Origin of the sequence: Propionigenium maris DSM 9537 (assembly GCF_027925155.1) — a bacterium.
In the GTDB taxonomy this organism is placed as follows: Bacteria; Fusobacteriota; Fusobacteriia; order Fusobacteriales; family Fusobacteriaceae; genus Propionigenium; species Propionigenium maris.
Genome location: NZ_BSDY01000031.1, coordinates 1 through 23,386 on the forward strand (window position 1 = coordinate 1; position 23,386 = coordinate 23,386).

Genomic DNA, 23,386 nt, shown 5'->3' on the forward strand with positions numbered 1-23,386 from the left:
TTGATAATCATAGAGTTAGAGGGCTAAGCAGGAAGTTTTTTAATGTTAGTTTAAAGATATTATTATTTACAATAGAAAAGGCCATTGCAATATTGAAAATTATACAATACTTTTGCAACAGCCTAAAAGTATGTTATAATATATAAAAAAACGAAGGGTGAGAAGGATGAAATTCAGTAAGATAAAGTATATAGAGAGAAGTACAGGGGAAATAAAAATCGAGAATGTACCTGGAGAAGGGTTTCTAAAGTTCCTTTACTATAACCCCCTTGGAGAACTGCCATTAAACCTGGTGGTAAAGAAAAAGTTCCTGTCTGAGATCTATGGGAGATCTATGGACTCCTCTAAATCTAAAGGGAAGATACTTCCCTTTGTGGAGGAGCATGGAATAAATATGGAGGAGTCGGTAAAGGGTGTAGATGATTTTACCTCCTTCAATGATTTCTTTGTGAGAAAGCTGAAGGAGGGGAGCAGGAAGATAGCTCAGGGAGAAGATGAGGTAGCTTCTCCTGCTGATGGAAAGGTGCTGGCCTATGAGGACATCAAGGTTAAGGATGAGTTCTTTTTAAAGGGAGACAAGTTTAGTCTGGAGGAGTTCCTTGGAGATAGAGAACTAGCTCAGAAGTATGAGGGGGGAGTGTTTCTAATTGTCAGGCTCGCTCCAGTGGACTATCACAGGTTTCACTTTCCAATAGACGGAGTAGTTGGAAGCAGCAAACTAATAGAGGGAGATTACTACTCGGTATCTCCTCACGCTATAAGAAGAAACTTTAGGATCTACTGTGAAAACAAGAGGGAGTATGCTGAACTTAAAAATGAAAAGTTTGGAGATGTAATCCTCAGTGAAATAGGTGCAACAATGGTAGGAGGAATAGAGCAGACATACAGAGCCGGTACAAGGGTCGGTAAGGGTGAGGAGAAGGGTTACTTCTACTTTGGAGGATCTTCCTGCATACTGCTCTTCCAGAAGGACAGGATCAAGTTGGATGAGGATCTTTTAAAAAATACCAAAAAAGGTATTGAAACAAAGGTTTATATGGGAGAAAGGATAGCAATTCTTAAATAAACAGTAATTATTATAAACTTAAAAAACTGAATTGGAACAAAAAATTCAGAAAACAATTGACAAAATTGAATTATATGGTATTATTTTAGTGTGAAAGAAAATTTTATGTTTCTTCATGTGAAACTCCTAGATGGAAGAGGCGGGGAATAATCCCCGCCTCTTTTGATATATTGATAATAGAAAAAAAGCCGCAGGTATGATATACTTCATTAATAAATATTAAAGAGGTATTGAGATGAAAAGCAGATATTTTAGAAGGTTGGACCCTTTAATCTATTTGGGAATACTGGGGGTATTTTTGACCTTGGGGTGGAATATAATAGGTATGGAAGTACAGCAGGCCTCTAAGGTAGAGGTTTACGTAGACGGAGACCTAAAACACGTCTATAACCTCCAAATGGATCAGAGGTTTATAGATGTAGATACAAACTTAGGGGGGATAAAACTAGAGCTAAAGGACAACCAGGTAAGGGTGGTTACATCCAACTCTCCGCTAAAACTGATTGTTAAGCAGGGATGGGCCAAGTACCCTGGAGATACTCTTATTGGTATCCCCGACAGAGCTGTAGTCAAGATAGTTGGTAAGGGAAGAGAGGATGATGTAGACTTCATCCTGAGATAGGATCATTTAGAAAGTGCTACTCCGGAAGGGGTAGCTTTTTAATTATTAAGGGAAGTATAGAGTTATGAATTAATTCAATCACAAGACTGTCTCATAGGTTAAAAAAGGGTGGAGCATCACGCTCCCTTTTTATTTGAAAAAAAGTGTCGCCGCGACACTTTTTTAGTTTGTGGGAAATTAAAGGATTGTTATTATCTGGGAATAAAGATATAATTTAAATCATAATAAAAACCAAATTAAGGGAGCTTATGGGAGTTGGTAATGAGATGAGGTTAAACAAGGAACAAGAGAAGATATCCTATATGAAACCCTCGGGACATGCCCTTATTAAGGGAATAGCAGGAAGCGGAAAAACAACAGTGGGGATATACAGAATTCCCTTTCTATTAAATAACTATTGTGGAGAATCAGATGATTCCATATTGCTGGTAACCTACAATAAAACACTGGTAAACTACATGAACTATATATATTCAAAGATTGCAAGGGAGTACAGGGAAGCCTATCCCTCTCTCTTTGAACTGCCCAAGCAGAGGGTTAAGATAACCACAGTTGATAGTTTACTATATCCATATTTTCTCAGAGGAGCAAAAAGGAGCGATAAGACCTATACAACCAATATAGGTAATGGAGAGAAGATGGGGATAGTCAAGGAGTATATAGAGAAGTTAGCTAAGGATTTTAAGGATGTTACCCTTCTAAGGGATGAAAATGCTAAGTTTCTATATGACGAGATAAACTGGATAAAGTCATGTAACTACCTGGAGGAGGAGTATCAGAGTGCTGACAGAATAGGGATAGGAAGACACGAGGAGCATATTCAGAGGATCCCTAAAAATTCCTCCACAAGAGCGGCAATATATCAGCTGATGGAGTACTACACCCTGGAGATAAATGAGAGGGGAAAGGTTGACTTCAATGATATAAGGAGCATGGCTCTAGAGGAGGTAAGGAGAGAGTGCAGTAAGAGGTACACCCATATAATTATAGATGAGAGCCAGGATCTTTCTAAGCTGCAGCTGGAATTCATAAAGGAGCTGTACAACGATGAGAAATCCTACTCCAGTCTGACCTTCCTCTTCGACAGTTCACAGAGTATATACTCCCAGTCCTGGCTGGGAAATGGAAGAAACTTTACAAGTATTGGCTATAACATGGTGGGAAAGAGTAAGAGCCTCAGCAAGAACTTTAGAACCACTACACAGATATCCCAGGCAGCCTATAGTTTGCTCAAGAAATCCACAGAAGTGGTGAGGGATGAGAACTATGTAAAACCATTTCTTGTGGATAAGCAGGGAGAGTATCCAGTCTACAGAAACTTTTCCAATGAAAGGGAGGAACTGGAGTATCTGAGGGAAACCCTGGTAAGAGAGGGGAGAAGGTATAATAAAAATGAGATACTGGTTGTTGCCAGGTCCAGAAATCAGCTGGAGATAGCTAAGAAGTATCTGGAGGAAAATAATATCTCTGCATCGATCCTGGACAGGGACAACGATGATTTTGAAAGTGATGCAGTGAGGCTTATGACTATGCACTCTGTAAAGGGGATAGAGAGCAAGCTGGTACTCCTTATAAATATAAATGACGGGGTACTTCCCTACTACTCCTCCACTGATGAAACTGTAAGGGAGCTGGAGGAGGTCATGGAGAAGAAGCTTCTCTATGTGGGGATGACAAGAGCCACAGAGCAGCTGTACATTCTCTCCAATGGTACTCCATCCCAGTTTATAGGGGAGATAGATAGCGATTACCTGAGGCTGAGAAGGGAGACCAGGTGCAGGACCTATTCAAATATCTCCATAGAGGACTATATCTTTTCAGATAAGTTATTGAATAAGTATTCCTCAGAGGAGAAGATAAGGCAGTGGGTACTTGGAGAGCTGATAAAAACCTATGGATATCCCGAGGAAAACCTGGAGATAGAGTATCCCGTGCAGCTTGGTTCCAAGAAGGGATTTACAGATATTGCAGTATTTAGGTATGAGGGAAGTAAAAGGATTTCATTTATACTTATAGAGGTAAAGGCGGGAGATAGTGATATGGGATCTGCCCTGGAACAACTGAAAAGTTATATGGCTGTAACACCACAAGCAGAGTATGGAGTGGCAACCAATGGTAGGGAGCTCTTTATAATTAACAGGGAGGGTATAGAGGTAAAAGATATACCTGAGTTTACTCTTGAGATGATGGCTACAGAGGCAGAGGAGACGCTATACCTGGATCTTAGAAGGGATAGAAAATTATCACTTGTAAGGGATGACAATGGCAGTGGTGAATTAAAGGTAGATTATGGAGATATTATAGAAAATTATTCAAAGGAAGAGCAAAAAAAAATACCTATTTATGGTAAAATATCTGCAGGGATACCAATTTTCATGAATAACGACTTGGAGGAGGAAATAAGCCTTCCCCTGGAACTCCTAAAGACGGAGGACTGCTTTGCACTAAAGGTAAAGGGAGACAGCATGACAGGGGCAGATATAGATGACGGTGACTATGTAATACTGAGGCAGGATATATCAGCTAATAGCGGAGATATAGTAGCTGCAGCTCTTGAAGATGAAGCTACCCTCAAAAGGCTTATGAAGATGAGGAATTCCATAATATTACTTCCAGAAAATCCAGAATATGAGGAGATATACATAAATGAGCAGGATGTAAACTTGCTGGGGGTTGCTGTGGGAGTCATAAAAAGGAGCAAGAATGTATTATAGAGATTTTTTTGAAAAACTGATAATGGGAGAAGAGAGAATGAAGGGAACTATTTGTATAGACGGAGTAGTAGGAGCAGGAAAGAGTACACTGGGAGAGATCCTGGCACAGGAGTTAGGGATCGAATTCTTCAGGGAACCAGTTTTGGATAATCCTCTTCTGGATAAATTTTATTACGATAAGAAGAGATACTCCTTCCCTCTACAGGTCTTCTTCTTAAATAAGAGGTTTAAGATGATCAAGGACGCTGAAAAGTTAAATGGATGCGTTATGGACAGAAGTATCTATGGAGATGTTATCTTTGCCAAGATGCTTATGGAGGACGAGGACATGACTCCAGAGGAGTTTGACGTGTATGAGGAGCTTCTGCACAATATGCTTGAGCACATAAAGAGACCTCGTCTGATGATCTACCTGGAAAACAGCGTAGAGAAGGCTATGGAGAAGATAAAGAGAAGGGGAAGAGATTATGAGCAGATCGTACCTGTGAAGTACTGGGAGACCCTGAATGAAAATTATAGAGAATACTTTGAGAACTACAATATCTCGGAAATATTGACTATAAATGTGGACGACCTGGATATAAAGGAGAACCCAGAGGATAGAAGGTATTTTATAGACCTTGTAAAATCCAAGTTAGCAGAGGCAGAGGGAAGATAGAAGATCAATAAGAAGACACTTTTAGCTTGTTATAATTTGTTTATCTAGAAAGGAACATAGATGTTTTTTATAGGAGTATTTGGAGTAAATAATAGAAGTAAGGTAAAGAAGGAAGTTGATTTTAAGTGTACGGGATGTATGAATACCAGGGGAGAAGTTATTGAAAACTACAGCTCCTTTGAGATATTTTTTATACCTGTATATAAGTTTAAGAGGAAGTATTTCCTTAGATGCAAAAAATGTGAGAGTTTATACTGGCTGAAAGATGAAAATATAGATGAGATATTGAAGAGTGAGAGAGTCTCCTATGATGATATAAAAGAGGTTATCTATCAAAGAGAGGTATGTCCTAAGTGTGGCAGGGAGATCAGGGAGAAGTATGAGTACTGCCCAAATTGCGGCCACAAGCTTTAGGATGGAAAGGTAGAGGTATGAGAGAAAAGAGACAAGTTTATTTAGATAATAATGCCACAACTAAAATAGATGAGAGAGTACTGGAGCCTATGATAGAGATAATGAGGGGAAGCTATGGAAATCCCTCTAGTGTCTACCAGGTGGGACAGAAAAGCAAGAGAGTTATAGAGGAAGCCAGGGAGCTTATGTGCGGCCTTCTGGGGATAAAGACAAGGGAGCTTGTGTTTACCTCTGGAGGAACCGAGGCCAATAACTTTGCCATAAGGGGAATAACCCAGGCAATGATAAACAAGGGAAAACACATAATCACCAGTAATATCGAGCACTCCTCTGTAAAGAATACCCTTAAGGACTTAGAGGACAAGGGGTGGGAAGTAACCTACCTGAAGGTAGATTCCAAGGGAGTGGTAGATATAGAGGAGTTAAGGGAGGCCATAAGGCCTGAGACAGTTCTTATAACTATAATGCACTCCAACAATGAGATTGGGACCCTGCAACCGGTGGAGGCTATAGGTGAGATAGCTAAGGAGAGGGAGATTCCCTTCCATGTGGATGCAGTGCAGAGTATGGGAAAGGTGAGAATAGATCTAGCCAATATAGATACCCTTACCCTTGCCAGCCACAAGTTCTACGGACCAAAGGGAGTGGGAGCCCTCTATGTAAAGAGCGGTACCAAGTTGGATAAGCTCATAACTGGAGGACAGCAGGAGAGAAACAGAAGGGGTGGAACGGAAAATGTAGCAGGGATATTTGGTATGGCCAAAGCCCTGGAGATAGCCCTTGGAAATATGTATGAGGAGATGGCTAAGGAGAGGGAACTGAGAGACTACATGGAGAGAGAGGTTGAATCCAGAATAGAGGGAGTACACTTTAACGGAGCAGAGGTGGAAAGACTGGCAAATACTTCAAGTATAACAATAAAGGGAGTAGAGGCAGAATCACTCCTTCTAAGTCTGGATATGAGGGGGATAGCAGTGAGTGCAGGATCAGCATGTGCTTCCAGTACCCTGACCCCATCCCATGTCTTGGAGGCTATAGGACTAACTAAGCCCCAGGCTAAGGGAACCATAAGGGTATCTCTAGGAAGATATACCTCCAGGGAGGATATAGATTACTTCATAGAGGTTCTAGAGGATGTAGTGAGAATAGAAAGAGAGATGTCAATTTTATAAGAAAGTCAGGTGGGAAAGATGGATATTATAATCTTAAAAGGAATGCTAACAGGCTTTCTTCTTTCCCTTCCATTTGGACCTATTGGAATATATTGTATGGAAAAAACTCTGGTGGAAGGTGAGAAGGAGGGATATTTTTCAGCCTTGGGAATGGTCACTGTAGATGTGATCTATGGACTCATAGCATATATGGGACTGAGCAGGGTGGAAGGTATTGTAGTAAAGTATGAAGTTCTCCTAAGGCTTATTTTGGGAGTAGCTTTAATAGGACTGGGATATAAAAAATATAAATCAAAGGTAAACATAAGAAAGATAGAAAATGAGGGAGAGGGGATAATAAAAAATTATTTTACATGTTTTTTAGTAACTCTGGCTAATCCAGCTACCCTATTCTCCTTTGTGGCGATATTTGCAGCTCTGGGGATTGTTGATGATCCCACGAGTCATATCCCTCAAAAGTTGGGAATAGGAATATTTGCCGGTGGAGCTACAATGTGGTTTATCATCACTTATATATTATACCATTGGAGAAAGGTTATTGGTGTAAGAACTTTGGCCAAGATAACCAAGAGCTGCGGACTTATTATTTTGGGATTTGGTGTTTTGACAATTATGAGTTTAATGATATAATAAGAGGATCATGAAAGAATAGCTTTTTCCTATTATCTTTCAAATAAAATAAGATGAGGTAGAGAAATGGTAGAAAATTTAAAGGAACTTTCAAAGTACCTTGAGTACAAGAAGGAAAATGAAGGTATAACTGTAGCAGTGGGGATGAGTGGCGGAGTTGACAGTTCTGCAGTAGCTTATCTTCTGAAGAAACAGGGTTATAATGTAATAGGGATTACAATGAAGCACTGGAGTGCTATGGATGAGTTTGCTGAAGATGCCAACTCGAAAACATGTTGTAGTTTAGATGATATCTACGACGCTAAGAGAGTGTGTGATGATATTGAAGTTCCCCACTATGTGGTAAATCTAAAGGAACCATTTAAAGAGATGGTTGTAGATTACTTTGTGGAGGAGTATGAGAAGGGAAGAACTCCAAACCCGTGTATGGTTTGTAACAGACATATAAAGCTTGGAAAGCTGATAGAGTATGGAAAAAAGATAGGGGCTGACTTTATAGCAACTGGTCACTATGCTAAGATAGTAGATGGAAACCTATATATGGGAGATGATCCCAAGAAGGACCAGGTATACTTCCTGTCTCAGGCAAAGAAGGAGTATTTAAAGCACCTGATGTTCCCGGTGGGAGATCTGGAAAAACCTCAAGTAAGAGCTCTGGCAAAGCACCTAGGAGTAAGGGTATATGCTAAGAGGGATTCACAGGAGGTATGTTTTATAGAGGATGGTAAACTAAAGGAGTTTTTAGTTGAGATGTCCGATGGAAGAGTAAACAAAGAGGGAGATATAGTTAAGAAGGATGGTACAGTTATGGGAAGGCATAATGGACTGGCTTTCTATACTATAGGTCAGAGAAAGGGGCTGGGACTTCAGCACCCAACACCTCTATATGTTATAAAACTGGATGGTAAGAGAAACAGGGTCATTGTGGGAGACGATAAGGATCTCTTTAAAAAGGAGCTTGTTGCTAACCAGGTAAATGTTTTAGCATTTGATGATATTACTTCACTGGATGGATTAAAGTGTTTTGCCAAAACCAGATCAAGGGATACTCTTCACCCATGTGAGGTAGAAATTATTAAGGATGATAAGATTAAGGTTAAATTCACTGAGGATGAAGTAAGGGCTATCACACCGGGCCAGGGAGTAGTTCTATATGATTCTGAGGGTAAAGTCCTTGCAAGTGCCTTCATAATGTAATAATTAAAATTAAAAAATATAAAAGATAATTATTAAGCTGATGTAAGTCAGCTTTTTTTTATTGTATAAAAGGAAATTAACTACTTTAAGAATGATTTAAAATGCAGAGAGGTAGCACGGCTTTCAAATTAAATGTTTAAAAAAATTATAACTTTGATGGGATGATAAGAGATTAAGATTTTTTTGTCAACATGGAAGTAGAGGTAGATGTCTTACAAATAAAAAGTAACGTGACGTTGCATCCTAATAATCAGTTGAAAGATTCATTACTTTACAGATTTTTTATAAATTTTATTCTATACTTCCATTAAAAATAAAAAAAGACGCCCTATGGACGTCTTAATAATAGATTACTTTACAAGGTTAGGGAAATCATTTTTTAGAGCATCATCAAGCTGAATGAAAAGGCTTTCATTAGCTTCAACAAACTTCTCTACATCTCCAGTAACAGTGATAGCCTCGATAGTATCTCCCTGTGCTACAGAGTTTACTACATTTTGATCCTCTTCAGAAACTACTTCTCCAAAGATAGTGTGCTTGTTGTTAAGCCAATCTGTAGGAACGTGTGTAACAAAGAACTGAGACCCGTTTGTACCAGGTCCTGCGTTAGCCATAGCTAGTAGTCCAGGTCTGTTAAATTGATACTTTGCATCTGGTGCTGCAGGGAACTCATCTTGGAAGTTGTATCCAGGTCCACCTGTACCAGTTCCTAGAGGGCATCCTCCTTGAATCATAAAGTCTGCAATAACTCTGTGGAACTTAAGGTTGTTGTAGTATCCTCTTCTAGATAGGTTTACAAAGTTAGCTACAGTAACTGGAGCCACCTCTGGGAATAGGTCGATATTAATATCTCCCTTAGATGTCTTTATGTGTGCTTGTAATTTGATATCGTTCACAAATATTACCTCCTGATTTAGTTGTAGTTGTTTCCCGCCTCTATTTTTATTTTTTAGGTTAAATATAATAAAAGCTACTAGTAATATGGTTAAAACTATACGCAACATTTTAATCCTCCTTATTTTAACATATATATAGTAACATATCTATGTTAAAAATTATAGTTTATTAGCTGATAGTTTCGTTAAAGATACTCATAAGTTCATCTTTTGAAATGGTTCCATAGATATCACAAGGCCATCCCTTCTCAACCTTCTCCTTGAGGTGACCTATCTTCTTCTGAAGTGTCATTATCTTCTGTGAGATCTCACCATAGGCTCTTCTTACCTCTGGCATTTTTTCAATGATCTCCATCTGCTCATCCTCTTGAATAGCCTCGCTCAGGGCCGCTTCCAGGGCCGCTTCCTTGTCTAATATTACCTCAGCATCCTTCAGAAGAAGAGCTTTCTTTTTCTCTAATTCCTCTATCTGATAGTTGTAGAGGTTTCTTACAGCTTCAGCTCCAGAGTTACCAGCGAGCTTCTCCCTCTTTTCCATCTCTCCCTCGATAAAAGCGACATCCATCTTATTCTGTTTCATAATATCCATAAGGGAGGTGTATAGTACTTTTAGCTGCTCCCCGTCGATATCCTTTAATTTTTCAGATATGAATCCCTCATATAGTTTTTCATACTTGGTAAGAACCTCGGTTTCAAGGGTTTTAACCCCTTCAAGATCCTCTATCTCCCTGTACCTCTTTATCTCATCATCTGTTTTCTTTAATACCTTAAGGATAATCTCCAATCCAAAATCCTTAAACTCGTTAAACTCCACGATCTACCTCCTAATAATATTTTTATAACTTTAAAGGGATTATAACTTTATACTCTTGGCTGCCAATACACCCATAGAGCATGCAGCCTGAATATTGAATCCCCCTGTATCTCCATCAATATCAACAACTTCACCGGCAAAGTAAAGTCCCTTTACGATCTTTGATTCCATGGTTTTAGGATTTATCTCCTTTAAGGAAATCCCACCAGTGGTAACCATGGCAATGCTGTAATCTCCCAGCTTGCTGACCTCAAAGGGCATCTCACAGAGACCTGTAAGGATTGAGTTTCTTTCCTTTTTGCTGATCTCACTGAGCTTTTTATCATCACTTATATTTAATAACTTTAAAAACTTCTTTATAAATCTCTCTGGTGCTCCAAGTTCAGAGAGGAACCTCTTGATCCCCTGCTTCCCGCTTAGGGATGCCTTTTCCAGGAAGGTCTCCTCCAGCTGTGATCTCTTCACTCCCAGGTAGTTTATCTTGACCTGATCTCCCTTGTGGATATACCTTGAAAAATCAAGGATAAGGGGACCACTAAAGTTTTTATGGGTAAATAGAAGATCTCCCCTTGTTTCTCCCACCTTTTTATTATCCCTGTAGAGCTCCAGACCAGCATTCTTAAAGCTGATTCCAGAGAGGTCGGTGAAGGGATAATCCCTTACAAATATCGGTGTCAGGGCAGGCTTTGGTTCTAAAACAAGATGTCCCAGTTTCTTTGCAAGGGGATATCCGTCTCCCTCGCTTCCTGTGGCAGGGTAGGACTTTCCCCCTGTGGCAAGGAGGATATTTTTAGCCATAAACTTTTCCCCAGAGGTTTCAATTAAAAAGTTATCATCCTCTATAGATAATAATTTTTCCACCCTGGTATTTTCAAAGATATCTACCTTATTTTTTTTACAAACTGTGTAGAGAAGGTTCACTACATCTACAGAACTGAAGGTTTCTGGGAAGTACTTACCGCTCTCCTCCACTAGAACCAGTGGGAGTTTGTTGTCGGAAAAGAATTTTTTCAGATCCTCAGGTTTATAACTATATAGGGATGATTTTAAAAACTTTCCGTTATCTCCAAAGTGGTTTAAAAAATCCTTTGGCTCTCCACTATGGGTGAGGTTACACTTTCCGGCTCCTGCAGCCAGGAGCTTCTTTCCCATCCTGTTTTTCTTCTCAAGAATAGCTACTTTGAGACCTCTCTGGGAAGCATAGATAGCTCCGAAGATACCCGCAGGACCTCCCCCCACAACTATTAAATCATATAGCATTATTTACTCCTTTATACTTAAACAGGGATGATATGAAACATCCTCTATTAATTATACTTTTACTTATAGTTTATCTTTTAATAGATGTCAAAATGAATAAACTCGTCGTGATATAAATTATCCACAAAAGAATTTGTTAATAATTAATTCAATGACTATAAATATAAATGCCGATCCCATGGACCGGCACCTTAAACACTTAGCTTTTTAATTCTCTCTATGAGTTTTTCTAAATCCACTTCGGTATTGAAGTCTACATCATAGATCTTAAAGTTAAAATATCCATCTTCTGTTTCTGGAACGAGAAGTCTGGGACTGTGGCTTCCATGAAAGTAGTCGTAGATGATTACCAGTATACCCCTTCTGTCACGGTTATCTGTATAAGCCTTGAACTTAATAGCCCTATCCTTCTTAATCTTTAAAAGTTTTTTCAGATATTCTTCGGACCTTTTATCATCTAAACCCTCTATCAACTTAGTTAATATAGGACAAAGTCTTACTCCAAGTACAGGAAGGATGTCTCCCCGCGGAGAAAATTTTAGAACTGTCATGGGCACCACTCCTATTTAATAAATGAGTAATCTCCCTCTTCAATAAGATCTCTTAATTTTTCAAAATATTCATTAACTTCCCCAGGGAGCTTCTTTTTTACTGAAAGATTAAGTCCCTTAGAGGTATACTTTAAAACTACCTTTGGAGACTTGGTATTCTTCTGAAGTTCTTTAAGAACCTCTCTGAGTTCCTCTCTGTTAAAGTCCTTATACCTATCAACGATCTCCTTAGCTGTAAAGCTATCCTTTGAAATAACGATGATTTTATTTAGAAGCTCAGCCTTGTCGGCTCCCAGCTCCTCGATAATATCCCTGATCTCCTCTGGATAGTTAATAGCATTCTTTATTCTATAAAAGGTCTTCTTACTGATATTATACTCTGTAAGGATATCCTCTATCTTCTTATGCTTCTTTGCAGCCTCTCTGTTAAACTTAAAGGACTGCTCGATGATACTCAGGTTTTTTCTCTGAATATTTTCATCTACAGAGATAGAATCCAGGAGTTCATAGGGAGTATTCTTGTCAAAGATGACTACTCTGTCCTTCCCCTTTACATCCCTTCCGTCCTCATATAATTCCTTTATAGCAGAAGATCTTCTCAGGCCGCTGACAATTCTGTAGGTAGAATCATCTCTTTCCTGTAGATAGATAATATTTAATAGACCTACTTTAGAGATACTTTCCTTTAGTTCCTCCAGTTCCAGGGAACCAGAATCAAGGGAAAGTCTGTTAATAAAGGTAACATCTGAAAAATCGATATCTTCAAGGAGTTTCACTTGCATGTGTACCAGTCTTCCATACTGCTTTACTACCTTTTCTTTTTTTATCTCAAATTCCTTTTTTTTGTTTCCTCTGTTAAGAAGGGGATTGTTTCCCAATTTACCTACCATACTTAGTTTTCCTCTCTTTCAAGGATCTCCTTACACAATCCCATATAATCTTTAGCTCCATTACTTCTAGAAGCATACTCGAAGATGTTGCTTCCATGGGATGAAGCTTCCGTTACCTTTACGTTTCTTCTTACAGAAGTATCAAACATCTTTTCACCAAAAAATTCCCTAAGCTGTCCGATTACCTCTGTGTGAAGCTTTATCCTTCCGTCTACCATGGTAGCAAAGACTCCACCGATCTCAAGATCAGGATTCATCCTCGTATTAATAAGATCCACAGTATCCATAAGCTCTACAATTCCCTCAAGGGCATAGAACTCAGTCTGAACTGGAATGTATACCTTGTGTGTAGCAATAAGAGCGTTGAAAGTAAGGTTATCAAGACTAGGAGGACAGTCGATGATCACATAGTCGTAACCATATACCTCCTTAAGAATCTCTTTAAGGATATTTTCCTTTCCTGGAATTCCAGCAAGCTCTAGGTTTACTTTAGACATCTTAATGTTTGTAGGGAGGATGTCTACTCCATCTCTGTTTATAATAACTTCGTCGATGCTGAGCTTCTGCTGCCCAAAAGCCCTGTCCTTCATCAGGTCATAGATAGTAGCAGGAAGAGACCTTTTGTCTATTCCAACCCCTGAAGTAAGGTTACCTTGAGGATCAAAGTCGATAAGAAGGACTTTTTTTCCCAGTTTATTAAGGCCATAACTGATATTTTGTGCAGAGGTAGTCTTAGCCACCCCTCCTTTTTGGTTCAGTATAGAGATTACCTTCATAAGTGTTTTTCACCTGCCATTTTTTATATACTTTTCACTCTATATATTATCACAAAACAGAGTGATTTCAAAGGAAAAGAGATATCCCAAAAATAAAAAAAGAGCTAAAAAGCTCTTTAAAAACAAATGTGGATATGAATTAAATTCATATCCACAATATTATAACTCCCCTTTTTTAAGACATCCCTATTATATCAAAATGACATGAAAAAGTCAATTTTTTAATTTAATGTTCTATAAAAAGACTAATCTTTCTTTCTAGGCGGTCTCATACCAAAGTACTGGTAGAAGTAACACTTGATTCCACCATTATATAGCTTTCTATTTTTAGTAGCTTTCTTTTCAAATGCAGCTTCAAATTCCTCATAGGAAGTGATCACATAGTAGGACCACTTAGGAAATCTCATTCTACAGATATCTCCCAATGTAGAGTAGAGTCTCTCTACCTTCTCATCATCTAGCAGTCTGTCTCCATATGGAGGGTTTGTGATAAGGCAACCATACTCTGAAGGAGCTTCACACTCAAGGAGGTGTCTTGTTTCAAAGAGGATATCGTCCTCTACTCCAGCAAGAACAGCGTTTTTCTTAGCAATCTCAATGGTATCTGGATTCATGTCGGAAGCATAGATCCTTACTTCCTTCTCATGATCTTCGTGGGAGTATGCATCGTCCCTTGTGTCCAGCCATGCAGACTCAGGGATAACCTCCCAGGATTCAGAAGCAAACTTTCTGTCGGAACCAGGGGCGATATTTCTGGCAATCATAGCTCCCTCTATGGCAATAGTTCCAGTACCACACATTGGGTCTACAAGGGGTCTCTCTTCTCCAGTCCATTTGGATAGTTTTACAAGGGCAGCAGCCAGTGTCTCCTTCATTGGAGCTTCATTGAGGTCTGCTCTGTATCCTCTCTTGTGTAGTCCGTCACCACTGGTGTCTATCATAATAATAAAGTTATCCTTATTTCCCTGGATCTTTATTCTGTAGAGGCCACCCTTTTCCGAGAAGTAGTCTATCTTATACTTTTTCTTCATAGATTCAACTATAGCCTTCTTAGAGATACTCTGTATATCCGACTTTGAGAAGAGCTTACACTTAACAGCACTTACCCAACTCACAGGGAACTCCCCGTCTATCGGTATAAAAGCAGGCCAGTCGATTTTCTTTACCTTCTGGAACATCTCCTCAAATGTTGTAGCCTTAAACTCACCCATCTTAACAAATAACCTGTCGGCACATCTAAGCCAAATATTCAGCCTAGGTATATCAGTAATAAGAGCTTCAAATTCAACTCTTCCATTGTAGGTCTGTACATTTTTAAAACCAAGATCCTTTACTTCGCTAGCTACGATACTTTCAAGTCCCATAGAAGCAGAAGCAATTAGAGTTACTTTCTTCATAATCTACCTTCTTCCTAAAATAATTAATAGTTCCCCCTATTTTATATAAAAATATAACTTGTGTCAATAAATTGAAAAGGCTGATGTTAGGGGACATCAGCCTTTTTAAAGGGGGGTTAGGGGAGAATCTAAAGATCTTAGACTCTCATCTATCTGACTAAACTATTCTGTGCAGATAAAATTTTTCCTTTAAAAATTATTTATTTTTTAAAGGGGCAAACCTGTGGTTAATCCTGGATAAAAACTCCTGAAAGAAAGATACTCTCTCCCGGTAGATACCGTAGAGAAGGAGAGATATAGCAAGGGTTAAGATCTCCGATACAAGGGAAGTTATCCAGATCCCTCCATCATTGAAGAAAACAGGTAGCAGGATAAGGAGCATCGGAATGAAGATAGGTCCCCTGAAAATAGCGATTGCTCCAGCTTCCCTAGGTTTTTCTAGAGCTGTAAAGAAGCCTGAAAAAACTATATTGATCCCCCCAAAGATAAAGGCCGGGGCAAAGAGGGTAAGGGGAACCAATGTGAAGTTGAAGGCTTCCTGATCTGAGGTAAAAAATCCAATGATTGTTTCCCTGAATATAAGGGTCAGAAGGAAAAATCCAAAGCCCAAGATTAGAGCAGATCTCAGGGTGAGGTAGAAGACCTTGTTCCTCTTCCTATACTCCTTCCTGCTGCTCAGGAAGCTGATGATGGGCTGCATCCCCTGGGTGAGGCCTATCATCGTCATAAGAATAAAGTTGTTGATATACCCTATGATCCCAAAGGCAGTGAGACCGATACCTCCATAGGAGAGGAGGATGGTTCTGTTAAAGAGAAAGACAACAACTCCCACGGAAAGCTCTGTAATAGAGTCGGGGGCACCTATTCTTACGAGGTTGAAAACTTCTCTGAAGGAAAATTTAATGGGTGAAAACCTCAGAACAGAGTTCTTTTTCAGAAAAAAGCTGAGAAGGATGATCCCCTGGATGAGCTGGGCACTTCCAGTGGCGATAGCAGCTCCCCTAAGCCCCATGGGAAATACAATTACCAGGAGGTAATCTAAGATGATATTGGTAAGAGCAGCGATGATTACTGTAACCAGTGCTATGCTTGGTTTTCCCTCTACCCTCATAAGGACCTCCAGAGCATAGGCAATGAGATAGAAGGTATTGAAGAATAATACAGTGGAGAGGTACTCTACCACCATTGGAACCACATCTCCCCTGGCTCCCAGAAGGTGTGCCAGTTCATACCTGAACACTATTCCTGCTGTACAGATGACAGCCCCGATACCTCCTAAAAATACAATGGTATGTGTAAATATTTTTCTTGCTTCAAGGATCCTCTTCTCTCCAAGAGATCTGCTTATTACAGTTGAGGCTCCAATGGAGGTCATGATGGAGAGAGCAAAGGTGAGGTTTATAAAGGGCATGGAGAGGTTTACCGCAGCCAGGGCTTCAGGACCTACTCCCCTTCCCACAAACATACCGTCTACCATAGTGTAGAGAGAGAAGATCCACATGGAGACAATGGAAAGACCTGCATATCTGAATAGGGTATTCCTTACACCTCTTTTTTCTATAAACTTATTGATACCCATAGTAACAACTCCTTTTTAATTGTTTTATCTACTATAATTATAATGTCTGGAACAGTTCCAGGGTCAAGGGGCTGGATAAAATAAATTCATTGACTAATAAAAACAGGGGTGTTACCTTGGTAGGAGGGAGGGATAGGATGAAGCTGTATAAGATTGGGGAGATAAGCAAGCTTTTTAAGGTAAGTAACGATATACTGAGGCACTATGAGAGGGAGGGACTCCTGATCCCTCAAAAAAAAGGAGAGAATGGCTACAGATACTACAGTAACAGGCAGATATGGAAGATAGGAACTATACGGGCACTGAGAAATCTGGGAGTAGGTCTTGGTGAGATAAAGAAGCACCTGGACAACAGAAGTATAAGCAAGAGTTCCCAGCTCATAGATTTTCAGCTGGAAGTAATAGAGGAGAGGTTGGCCGAGCTTCAGGACCTGAAAAAACAGCTGAAACATAAGAAGGAGTATCTTAACAGGATAAAGAGGGAGGAAAACTATGGAGAGATCCAGGAGATAGATCTTCCAGAAAGAAGGTGCTATAGAAGACACAACAGTGTGGTTACCGACTGGGACATAGATCTGGAGTTAAAAAGATTAAAGAATGGAGCAGATTCCACTGAGGATGAGCACTTTGCAGAGAGTAAGGTGGGAGCAGTTTTAAGCAGGAAGGGTTATGCAGAGGGGAAGTATACCCAGTATAGCGGGACCTTTCTCTTAGAGGGAGGCGGGGATGAAATCCTCGCAGGAGGAAGCTACCTTTCCCTCATATTTAAGGGACCCTACAGTCGGTCCGAGGAGTACTATGAGGTGCTCAAGGAATATATTAGAGAGAAAGACCTCAAGGTGGCAGGAGATATCTTAGAACTCTACAAGATAGATATCTATGAAACAGAGGATGAAAATGAATTTGTAACTGAAATACAGGTTCCTGTGAAGGAAAATGAGAAATATTAAACTTTTTTAGGGAAATCAGTGTCAAAATAGATGCGCTTTTAGATAGTATATTTAAATTTAGGGGCAAATATAGTATAATAAAAGAAAAGTTGGAGGAAAAGGGATTAATTATGAGGAAAATTTTTACAATAATTATTGCTACGATGATCTTGGGAATGTTCACAGGATGTTCCTATTTAAAGAAGGCAGAGGCTCGTAAAAATGCTGCTAAGCTAAATGACATAAGAGTAACCTTTGTAACAACCCAGGGTGAGGTAAACTTCTTCCTGTATCCAGAGGCAGCACCTATTACAGTTGCTAACTTTATAAACCTTGGTAAGAGAGGGTTTTACAATGAAAATAAGATTCACAGAGCTGTAGACGGCTTTATTGTTCAGGCGGGAGACCCTACGGAAACAGGTGAGGGTGGACCAGGATATAGAATCCCAGATGAGATAGTGGACTGGCTGGACTTCTATCAGCAGGGTATGCTTGCCATGGCAAATGCAGGACCTGGTACAGGGGGATCTCAATATTTCTTTACTATGTATCCAGCAGACTGGCTGAATAAGAAGCACACTGTATTTGGAGAGGTTGTATCCGATGCTGACTTCAATACAATAAGAAAGCTGGAAGTGGGAGACGTAATAAGAGAGGTTAAGTTCAGCGGACCGGCAGACTTCTTCCTTTCACTACACAAGGACCAGATAGAGCAGTGGAATGCAGTGCTGGATGAGAAGTTCCCGGAACTAAAAAAGTATGAGATAAGGGATCCAGAGGAGTTTGGAGAGCAGGTTCTTCAATACAGAGAGGAGCTGGAAAGAATATATACCCCTCAGGAGAAGGACAAGGAAACAAGAAAGGAATACTTTATTCCAAGAACTATAAGAGGTATAGAACAGAAGATAAAAGCCAGAAAGGCAGCCAAAGCAGGAGCAGAGGTAACGGAGGTTACTACAGAAGCAACAACAGAGGTGGCACCAGCACCAGCTCCAATGCAGCTAATGGAGATGGAGGGGACTGAGGTTCAAGAACCTGTTCAGCCGACAGAGGTAGAAGAGGTAACGGCTCCAGAGGAGGCTCCTCAAGTGGAGGAAGTACCTGCAGCAACTGAGCTTCCAGAGGTAGAGGAGGCAGCAGAGATTACAGATTCTCCAGACAAGGTGGAGGTAGAGCCTGCAACAGATGATCTAGGGGAGATAGAATCACTGGATGATCTAGATGAGACAAATAAAGGTTTCTGGGACAGAATGAAGTTCTGGCAGAAGGATGAAAAGAAGGTAAAGGAAATAGGATAGAAGAAAGAGAGGTTGTTTAAACCTCTCTTTTTTAATTCTTAAAAATTTCTTTTAAAGTTTTGAAGAGCTAGTTTTTGACATAGAGATATATCTTAAAGTAGAAAAAATCAATAGATCTTGGAGATCTCCTTGAAGGTAAACCTCTTTTCCCTTGGATAGAGTTCCCTGCTCTCATCGGGATATCCCATGGAGATAAGCATGGTAACGATATCCTCCTCCTCAATATCATAGAGCTTCTTCACAGCTCCCTCATCAAATCCGATCATGGGATGGGTAGCTACCCCTCTGTTTTGAGCAACATACATAATAGACATAGCAAGAAGGGAGGAGTTTCTAGCTGCATAGGCAGTTTTCTGGTCCAGTGTGGCAAAGAGGGAGGAGTTACAAAAGGAAAGGATTCCCTTAAGCTTCTCCTCATCTAAGTAACCATTTTTTATCTTTTCATCCCAGATAGAATTTTCCCTCTCATACCCAGTCCGCTTTCCGATTATAGCCAGGGTAACTGGAGCTTCCTTTACCTTTGGCTGCTGACATGCCTTCTCAAAGAGCTCCTCCCGGGCTTCCTGGGATTTTATTACCACCACTCCCCATGGCTGGGTATTAAAGCAGGAGGGGGCCAGGGTAGCTTCATTGATAATTTCCTCCAAGAGGGTGATATCCAGATCTTTTTTTGGATCAAAAAAGGTTGCAGCCCTTCTTTCGTTAATTACATTATTAAATTCCATTTTAAACCTCCTAAAAAATAATCATTATAGTACTACTAAAAAGTGAATAAAAAACCTTTTAATTGACCTGTAAATAAATGTTATAATTCCCTCAATGAGAGAGTTGAAGGGCATGAAAAACTATTGAAGTAGGGGACCTATAGAGGAGGCAGTATGAAGAAGATAGTGGTATTGGATGGATACACCTTAAATCCCGGTGATCTAAGCTGGGAGAGGCTGAAGGAGTTAGGAAGTGTAGAGATATATGACAGAACCCAGGAGGATCAGATAGAGGAGAGGGTAGGTGATTGTGAGATAGTGATCACAAATAAGACCCCTATTACAAGGGAGCTCCTAGAAAGGAAGCCTGGAATAAAGTATGTGGGAGTCCTGGCAACTGGATATAATGTAGTTGATATAGAAGCAGCCAGAGACAATGGTGTAGTGGTGACCAATATACCTACCTATGGAACGGAAGCAGTGGCTCAGTATGTTTTTGCCCTTCTTCTGGAGCTATGTCACAGGGTAGCTCATCACGACAGAAGGGTGAAGGAGGGAGCATGGAGCAGTGCCAAGGATTTCTGTTTCTGGGACTATCCCCTTATGGAGCTCGCAGGAAAAACCATGGGACTAATAGGTTATGGAAGGATAGGTCAGGCTACAGCAAGGATAGCCAAAGCCTTTGGGATGGAGGTTTTGGTATATGACCTGAAAAAAACAGAGGGTGAGGGAGTGGAGTTTGTGGACATTGAGACCCTCTACAAAAGATCCGATGTAGTAAGTCTTCACTGTCCCCTGACCGAGGATAATTTGTGGATGATAAACAGTGAGAGCATGGGCAAGATGAAGAGGGGAGTGCTGCTCATCAATACCTCCAGAGGACCTTTAATAGATGAGGGAGACCTGGCAGAAGCTCTTAACAGGAGGGCTGTGGGAGGTGCAGCTCTTGATGTACTGGCAGAGGAGCCAGCGAGGGAGGACAACCCCCTCTTAAAGGCTCATAACTGCATTATTACTCCTCATATAGCCTGGGCTCCAAAGGAAGCCAGGGAGAGGCTTCTCAATATAGCGGTGGATAACCTGGAGGGGTACTTAAAGGGAAGCATTGAAAACAGAGTAGCTTAAATCAAAAAATTATTATAGAGGGGGAGTCAGATGTATAACTTTAATGAAGTAGAGAGCAGAAGAGGGACTCATTCAGTGATGTGGGACTGTATAGAGGAGAAGTGTGGGAAACCCAACGATGAAATACTCCCTGCATGGGTGGCAGATATGGATTTTCCGTCGGATCCTGTAGTGGTGGAGGAGCTCACAAAAAGGATAGCTACAGGCTACCTTGGATATGCAGGAGGCCACAGGGACTATAAGAGATCGTATATAGGCTGGGTAGAGAGAAGACATGGATTTAAGATAGAGGAGGAAAACCTACTCCTTATTCCAGGAGTGAAGGTAGGTATAAACTCAGCCCTTGAAGCCCTCGGGGAAGCAGGGGAGGGAGTGATAATCCAGTCCCCAGTCTATGATCCCTTCTTCAATATAACAGAGACCAGAGGAATGAAGGTGGTAAAAAACCCTCTTCTCTATGAGGAGGGAAGATATACCATTAACTTCTCTCAGCTGGAGGAGCTGGCTGCCATGGAGGAAAATAAGTTCTTAATCATCTGCAACCCCCACAACCCAGTGGGAAGGGTATGGACCAGAGAGGAACTCACAAGGGTAGGGGAGATCTGCCTGAAAAATGATATAACTATAATAGCAGATGAGATGTACAGTGACCTTACTGTAAAGAAGTATACTCCCATGGCATCAATATCCAAGGAGGTAGGAGAGATTACTGTAGCACTTTCCTCTCCGAGTAAGACATTTAATATAATGGCCTTTAACATAGCCAACCTTGTAGCTGCAGACAGAGATAAGAGGGAGAGGATACAGAGGAAGATCCTTGCCACTGGTCACGGGCATCTGAATCTCGGAGGACTCTATGGAGGAGAGGTAGCCTACAGAAGTTCTGAAGAGTGGGTGGACTCTGTAATGAGATATATAGGTGAAAATCATGCCTTCTTTACGGAGAAGATCAAGGAGAAGTTCCCCCATGTAAGGGTAAGCCCTGCAGAGGGAGGATTCCTTGCATGGGTGGATCTGAGAGGACTGGGGCTTCCGGCTAAGGAGATAGAGGAAAGACTCCTAGAGAGGGGAAAGATACTCGTGAGTCAGGGAGCCGTCTACGGATTAGAGGGAGAGGGATTCATAAGGGTAAACCTAGGAGGAACCAGAAGGAAGGTAGAGGAGGTAGTCTCTAGGATAGTAGAGGCACTTAGATAGAAGCCCATAAAAAAAGACAGAGGTATTTAGCCTCTGTCTTTTAATATTTTACATGATTTGTATTCATCCTTACCGCTAACTCTGTATGTGCAAGAACCATCTACAGCAGAACATCTGATCGATAGGTAGAGGCTTGCCTCAAAAAATTCACCGTCGGCAAAGGGGCACTCAAGAGTAGGGTGCTTTTTGATTAAAGTTTCCCTCATTAGGGGAGTCATATCTTTAACTTTCATCTGTCCTCCAACTGATAACTTATATTTTTAACGATATAAATTATATCATTATAGGGGCACTTTTACAATTTTCTGGATGAGTTAATTACATTGCATTTTTAAAGATAGTTTTTATCTCCTTTAAAGTAGCCTGTTTAGGGTTGGTAAATCCGCAGGCATCCTTAAGAGCATTTTCTGCAAGAATAGTTATGTCCTCTTCCTTTACTCCAAGGGTAGTAAGTCCCTGAGGGATATCGATATCTTTTGAAAGTTCCTTGATAGCAGAGATTGCTGCCTCAGCTCCCTCCTCATCGTTCATCTTGCTGACATCTACTCCCATAGCTTCAGCAACTTCCTTTAGTCTTCCAGGAACAACCTGAGCGTTGTACTCCTGTACGTGTGGTAGAAGAACAGCATTACATACTCCGTGAGGCAGGTCATAGAATCCTCCAAGCTGGTGAGCCATGGCGTGTACATATCCTAAAACAGCGTTGTTGAAGGCCATCCCTGCAAGATATTCAGCATAAGCCATCTTGTCTCTAGCGTCCTCATTGCTACCATCAGCCACTGCATCTCTCAGGTGGTTGGAAATAAGCTTCATAGCCATAAGAGCGCAGGCATCTGTAATTGGAGTTGCTGCTGTAGAAACATATGCCTCTACTGCGTGAGTCAGGGCATCCATCCCTGTAGCAGCAGTCAGACTTTTTGGCATAGCTGTCATAAGAATAGGATCATTTACTGCCATAATAGGATTTAGGTGCTTATCAACTAAAGCCATCTTTATGTGTCTCTCCTCATCTGTGATGATAGAGAAGATAGTCATCTCAGATGCAGTACCAGCAGTTGTATTTATAGCAACAAGTGGCAGCTGAGGTTTAGAAGACATATTAACACCCTCGTAGTCCTTTATGTCCCCTCCGTTTGTAGCAAGAAGAGCTATTCCCTTTCCACAGTCGTGGGGTGATCCTCCACCAAAGGAGATAACAAAGTCGCACTCCTCATTTTTAAGAAGCTCCAGTCCCTCATTGACATTTATAACTGTAGGATTGGGCTTAGTTTTATTATATATTACATACTGGATATCATTTACCTTAAGTACATCCGTTAATTTATCTACTAGCTTTATGTCACACAGTACCTTGTCTGTAACAATAAGAGCCTTTTTAAATCCTAAAGACTTAATCTCTGCTCCTGCGTCATTAAGACATCCTGGACCCATCAGTGACTGTGGTGGCATAAAAAATTTATAACTCATATTAAATCCCCCTTGAAACTTTTATGTGAA

At 40.5% G+C, this 23,386-nt stretch carries 22 protein-coding genes and 1 pseudogene; 12 read left to right on the forward strand and 11 right to left on the reverse strand.

The window, feature by feature from the left end; translation table 11 throughout:
• Positions 1-166: 166 nt before the first annotated feature.
• From QMG11_RS17845 to mnmA, 8 genes are all read left to right on the forward strand, one after another.
• Positions 167-1,066, forward strand: a complete 900-nt coding sequence (locus tag QMG11_RS17845) for a phosphatidylserine decarboxylase (protein ID WP_281837681.1) — start codon at positions 167-169, stop codon at positions 1,064-1,066.
• Between the two features lie 235 nt (positions 1,067-1,301).
• Entirely contained in the window at positions 1,302-1,688 is a 387-nt protein-coding gene (locus QMG11_RS17850; protein ID WP_309302099.1) for a NusG domain II-containing protein, read from the forward strand.
• A gap of 266 nt (positions 1,689-1,954) precedes the next feature.
• Positions 1,955-4,402 carry a transcriptional repressor LexA gene (gene lexA, locus QMG11_RS17855; protein WP_281837682.1) on the forward strand — a complete coding sequence of 816 codons (2,448 nt, stop codon included), beginning with the start codon at positions 1,955-1,957 and terminating at the stop codon, positions 4,400-4,402.
• On the forward strand, positions 4,392-5,060 hold the full coding sequence (locus tag QMG11_RS17860) for a deoxynucleoside kinase (protein ID WP_281837683.1): 669 nt from the start codon (positions 4,392-4,394) through the stop codon (positions 5,058-5,060). Before lexA ends, QMG11_RS17860 begins: the two co-directional genes overlap by 11 nt.
• Before the next feature lie 60 nt (positions 5,061-5,120).
• The gene (locus QMG11_RS17865; protein ID WP_281837684.1) at positions 5,121-5,474 is read left to right on the forward strand and encodes a zinc ribbon domain-containing protein; all 354 of its coding nucleotides are present in this window, start codon (positions 5,121-5,123) and stop codon (positions 5,472-5,474) included.
• A gap of 17 nt (positions 5,475-5,491) precedes the next feature.
• The gene (locus QMG11_RS17870; protein WP_281837685.1) at positions 5,492-6,646 is read left to right on the forward strand and encodes a cysteine desulfurase family protein; all 1,155 of its coding nucleotides are present in this window, start codon (positions 5,492-5,494) and stop codon (positions 6,644-6,646) included.
• An 18-nt stretch (positions 6,647-6,664) separates the two neighbouring features.
• The gene (locus tag QMG11_RS17875; RefSeq protein WP_281837686.1) at positions 6,665-7,276 is read left to right on the forward strand and encodes a LysE family translocator; all 612 of its coding nucleotides are present in this window, start codon (positions 6,665-6,667) and stop codon (positions 7,274-7,276) included.
• A 66-nt stretch (positions 7,277-7,342) separates the two neighbouring features.
• On the forward strand, positions 7,343-8,473 hold the full coding sequence (gene mnmA / locus QMG11_RS17880) for a tRNA 2-thiouridine(34) synthase MnmA (RefSeq protein WP_281837687.1): 1,131 nt from the start codon (positions 7,343-7,345) through the stop codon (positions 8,471-8,473).
• A 350-nt stretch (positions 8,474-8,823) separates the two neighbouring features.
• Here mnmA and QMG11_RS17885 read toward each other — a convergent pair whose 3' ends face one another.
• From QMG11_RS17885 to QMG11_RS17920, 8 genes are all read right to left on the reverse strand, one after another.
• On the reverse strand, positions 8,824-9,360 hold the full coding sequence (locus QMG11_RS17885) for a peptidylprolyl isomerase (protein WP_281837708.1): 537 nt from the start codon (positions 9,358-9,360) through the stop codon (positions 8,824-8,826).
• Between the two features lie 178 nt (positions 9,361-9,538).
• A complete protein-coding gene (locus QMG11_RS17890; RefSeq protein WP_281837688.1) occupies positions 9,539-10,183 on the reverse strand; it encodes a hypothetical protein in 645 nt (214 codons plus the stop codon).
• A gap of 39 nt (positions 10,184-10,222) precedes the next feature.
• Positions 10,223-11,443 carry a BaiN/RdsA family NAD(P)/FAD-dependent oxidoreductase gene (locus QMG11_RS17895; RefSeq protein WP_281837689.1) on the reverse strand — a complete coding sequence of 407 codons (1,221 nt, stop codon included), beginning with the start codon at positions 11,441-11,443 and terminating at the stop codon, positions 10,223-10,225.
• 191 nt (positions 11,444-11,634) lie between these two features.
• A complete protein-coding gene (locus tag QMG11_RS17900) occupies positions 11,635-11,994 on the reverse strand; it encodes a hypothetical protein (protein WP_281837690.1) in 360 nt (119 codons plus the stop codon).
• An 11-nt stretch (positions 11,995-12,005) separates the two neighbouring features.
• Complete coding sequence (locus QMG11_RS17905; protein WP_281837691.1) at positions 12,006-12,884, reverse strand: ParB/RepB/Spo0J family partition protein; 879 nt, start codon at positions 12,882-12,884, stop codon at positions 12,006-12,008.
• Positions 12,885-12,886: 2 nt separating this feature from the next.
• Positions 12,887-13,660, reverse strand: a complete 774-nt coding sequence (locus tag QMG11_RS17910; protein WP_281837692.1) for a ParA family protein — start codon at positions 13,658-13,660, stop codon at positions 12,887-12,889.
• Between the two features lie 245 nt (positions 13,661-13,905).
• The gene (locus tag QMG11_RS17915) at positions 13,906-15,057 is read right to left on the reverse strand and encodes a THUMP domain-containing class I SAM-dependent RNA methyltransferase (RefSeq protein WP_281837693.1); all 1,152 of its coding nucleotides are present in this window, start codon (positions 15,055-15,057) and stop codon (positions 13,906-13,908) included.
• 196 nt (positions 15,058-15,253) lie between these two features.
• Positions 15,254-16,636 carry an MATE family efflux transporter gene (locus QMG11_RS17920; RefSeq protein WP_281837694.1) on the reverse strand — a complete coding sequence of 461 codons (1,383 nt, stop codon included), beginning with the start codon at positions 16,634-16,636 and terminating at the stop codon, positions 15,254-15,256.
• Between the two features lie 137 nt (positions 16,637-16,773).
• Here QMG11_RS17920 and QMG11_RS17925 point away from each other — a divergent pair, with 137 nt between their 5' ends.
• Together QMG11_RS17925 and QMG11_RS17930 are read left to right on the forward strand one after the other, a co-directional pair.
• Positions 16,774-17,586 (forward strand): MerR family transcriptional regulator, encoded by an 813-nt coding sequence (locus tag QMG11_RS17925; RefSeq protein ID WP_281837695.1) that lies wholly within the window; start codon positions 16,774-16,776, stop codon positions 17,584-17,586.
• A 110-nt stretch (positions 17,587-17,696) separates the two neighbouring features.
• Positions 17,697-18,470: pseudogene (locus tag QMG11_RS17930) on the forward strand (peptidylprolyl isomerase); the annotation flags it as partial.
• A 500-nt stretch (positions 18,471-18,970) separates the two neighbouring features.
• Here the strand turns inward: QMG11_RS17930 and QMG11_RS17935 are convergent.
• Complete coding sequence (locus tag QMG11_RS17935) at positions 18,971-19,588, reverse strand: nitroreductase family protein (RefSeq protein ID WP_281837696.1); 618 nt, start codon at positions 19,586-19,588, stop codon at positions 18,971-18,973.
• A gap of 153 nt (positions 19,589-19,741) precedes the next feature.
• On the opposite strand from QMG11_RS17935, the gene QMG11_RS17940 reads away from it, so the two are divergent.
• Together QMG11_RS17940 and QMG11_RS17945 are read left to right on the forward strand one after the other, a co-directional pair.
• Positions 19,742-20,692 carry a D-2-hydroxyacid dehydrogenase gene (locus QMG11_RS17940; protein ID WP_281837697.1) on the forward strand — a complete coding sequence of 317 codons (951 nt, stop codon included), beginning with the start codon at positions 19,742-19,744 and terminating at the stop codon, positions 20,690-20,692.
• A 30-nt stretch (positions 20,693-20,722) separates the two neighbouring features.
• On the forward strand, positions 20,723-21,889 hold the full coding sequence (locus tag QMG11_RS17945; protein WP_281837698.1) for a MalY/PatB family protein: 1,167 nt from the start codon (positions 20,723-20,725) through the stop codon (positions 21,887-21,889).
• A gap of 26 nt (positions 21,890-21,915) precedes the next feature.
• On the opposite strand, the gene QMG11_RS17950 is transcribed toward QMG11_RS17945, so the two are convergent.
• Positions 21,916-22,122 (reverse strand): hypothetical protein, encoded by a 207-nt coding sequence (locus QMG11_RS17950; RefSeq protein ID WP_281837699.1) that lies wholly within the window; start codon positions 22,120-22,122, stop codon positions 21,916-21,918.
• A gap of 85 nt (positions 22,123-22,207) precedes the next feature.
• Positions 22,208-23,356, reverse strand: coding sequence for an L-threonine dehydrogenase (yiaY, locus tag QMG11_RS17955; protein WP_281837700.1), 1,149 nt, complete (start codon positions 23,354-23,356; stop codon positions 22,208-22,210).
• Between the last annotated feature and the right edge of the window lie 30 nt (positions 23,357-23,386).

Coding starts and splice junctions, on each gene's coding strand:
- QMG11_RS17845 (WP_281837681.1), top strand. CDS start 167: ATGAAATTCAGTAAGATAAAGTATATAGAGAGAAGTACAGGGGAAATA.
- QMG11_RS17850 (WP_309302099.1), top strand. CDS start 1,302: ATGAAAAGCAGATATTTTAGAAGGTTGGACCCTTTAATCTATTTGGGA.
- lexA (WP_281837682.1), top strand. CDS start 1,955: ATGAGGTTAAACAAGGAACAAGAGAAGATATCCTATATGAAACCCTCG.
- QMG11_RS17860 (WP_281837683.1), top strand. CDS start 4,392: ATGTATTATAGAGATTTTTTTGAAAAACTGATAATGGGAGAAGAGAGA.
- QMG11_RS17865 (WP_281837684.1), top strand. CDS start 5,121: ATGTTTTTTATAGGAGTATTTGGAGTAAATAATAGAAGTAAGGTAAAG.
- QMG11_RS17870 (WP_281837685.1), top strand. CDS start 5,492: ATGAGAGAAAAGAGACAAGTTTATTTAGATAATAATGCCACAACTAAA.
- QMG11_RS17875 (WP_281837686.1), top strand. CDS start 6,665: ATGGATATTATAATCTTAAAAGGAATGCTAACAGGCTTTCTTCTTTCC.
- mnmA (WP_281837687.1), top strand. CDS start 7,343: ATGGTAGAAAATTTAAAGGAACTTTCAAAGTACCTTGAGTACAAGAAG.
- QMG11_RS17895 (WP_281837689.1), bottom strand. CDS start 11,443: ATGCTATATGATTTAATAGTTGTGGGGGGAGGTCCTGCGGGTATCTTC.
- QMG11_RS17900 (WP_281837690.1), bottom strand. CDS start 11,994: ATGACAGTTCTAAAATTTTCTCCGCGGGGAGACATCCTTCCTGTACTT.
- QMG11_RS17905 (WP_281837691.1), bottom strand. CDS start 12,884: ATGGTAGGTAAATTGGGAAACAATCCCCTTCTTAACAGAGGAAACAAA.
- QMG11_RS17910 (WP_281837692.1), bottom strand. CDS start 13,660: ATGAAGGTAATCTCTATACTGAACCAAAAAGGAGGGGTGGCTAAGACT.
- QMG11_RS17915 (WP_281837693.1), bottom strand. CDS start 15,057: ATGAAGAAAGTAACTCTAATTGCTTCTGCTTCTATGGGACTTGAAAGT.
- QMG11_RS17920 (WP_281837694.1), bottom strand. CDS start 16,636: ATGGGTATCAATAAGTTTATAGAAAAAAGAGGTGTAAGGAATACCCTA.
- QMG11_RS17925 (WP_281837695.1), top strand. CDS start 16,774: ATGAAGCTGTATAAGATTGGGGAGATAAGCAAGCTTTTTAAGGTAAGT.
- QMG11_RS17935 (WP_281837696.1), bottom strand. CDS start 19,588: ATGGAATTTAATAATGTAATTAACGAAAGAAGGGCTGCAACCTTTTTT.
- QMG11_RS17940 (WP_281837697.1), top strand. CDS start 19,742: ATGAAGAAGATAGTGGTATTGGATGGATACACCTTAAATCCCGGTGAT.
- QMG11_RS17945 (WP_281837698.1), top strand. CDS start 20,723: ATGTATAACTTTAATGAAGTAGAGAGCAGAAGAGGGACTCATTCAGTG.
- QMG11_RS17950 (WP_281837699.1), bottom strand. CDS start 22,122: ATGAAAGTTAAAGATATGACTCCCCTAATGAGGGAAACTTTAATCAAA.
- yiaY (WP_281837700.1), bottom strand. CDS start 23,356: ATGAGTTATAAATTTTTTATGCCACCACAGTCACTGATGGGTCCAGGA.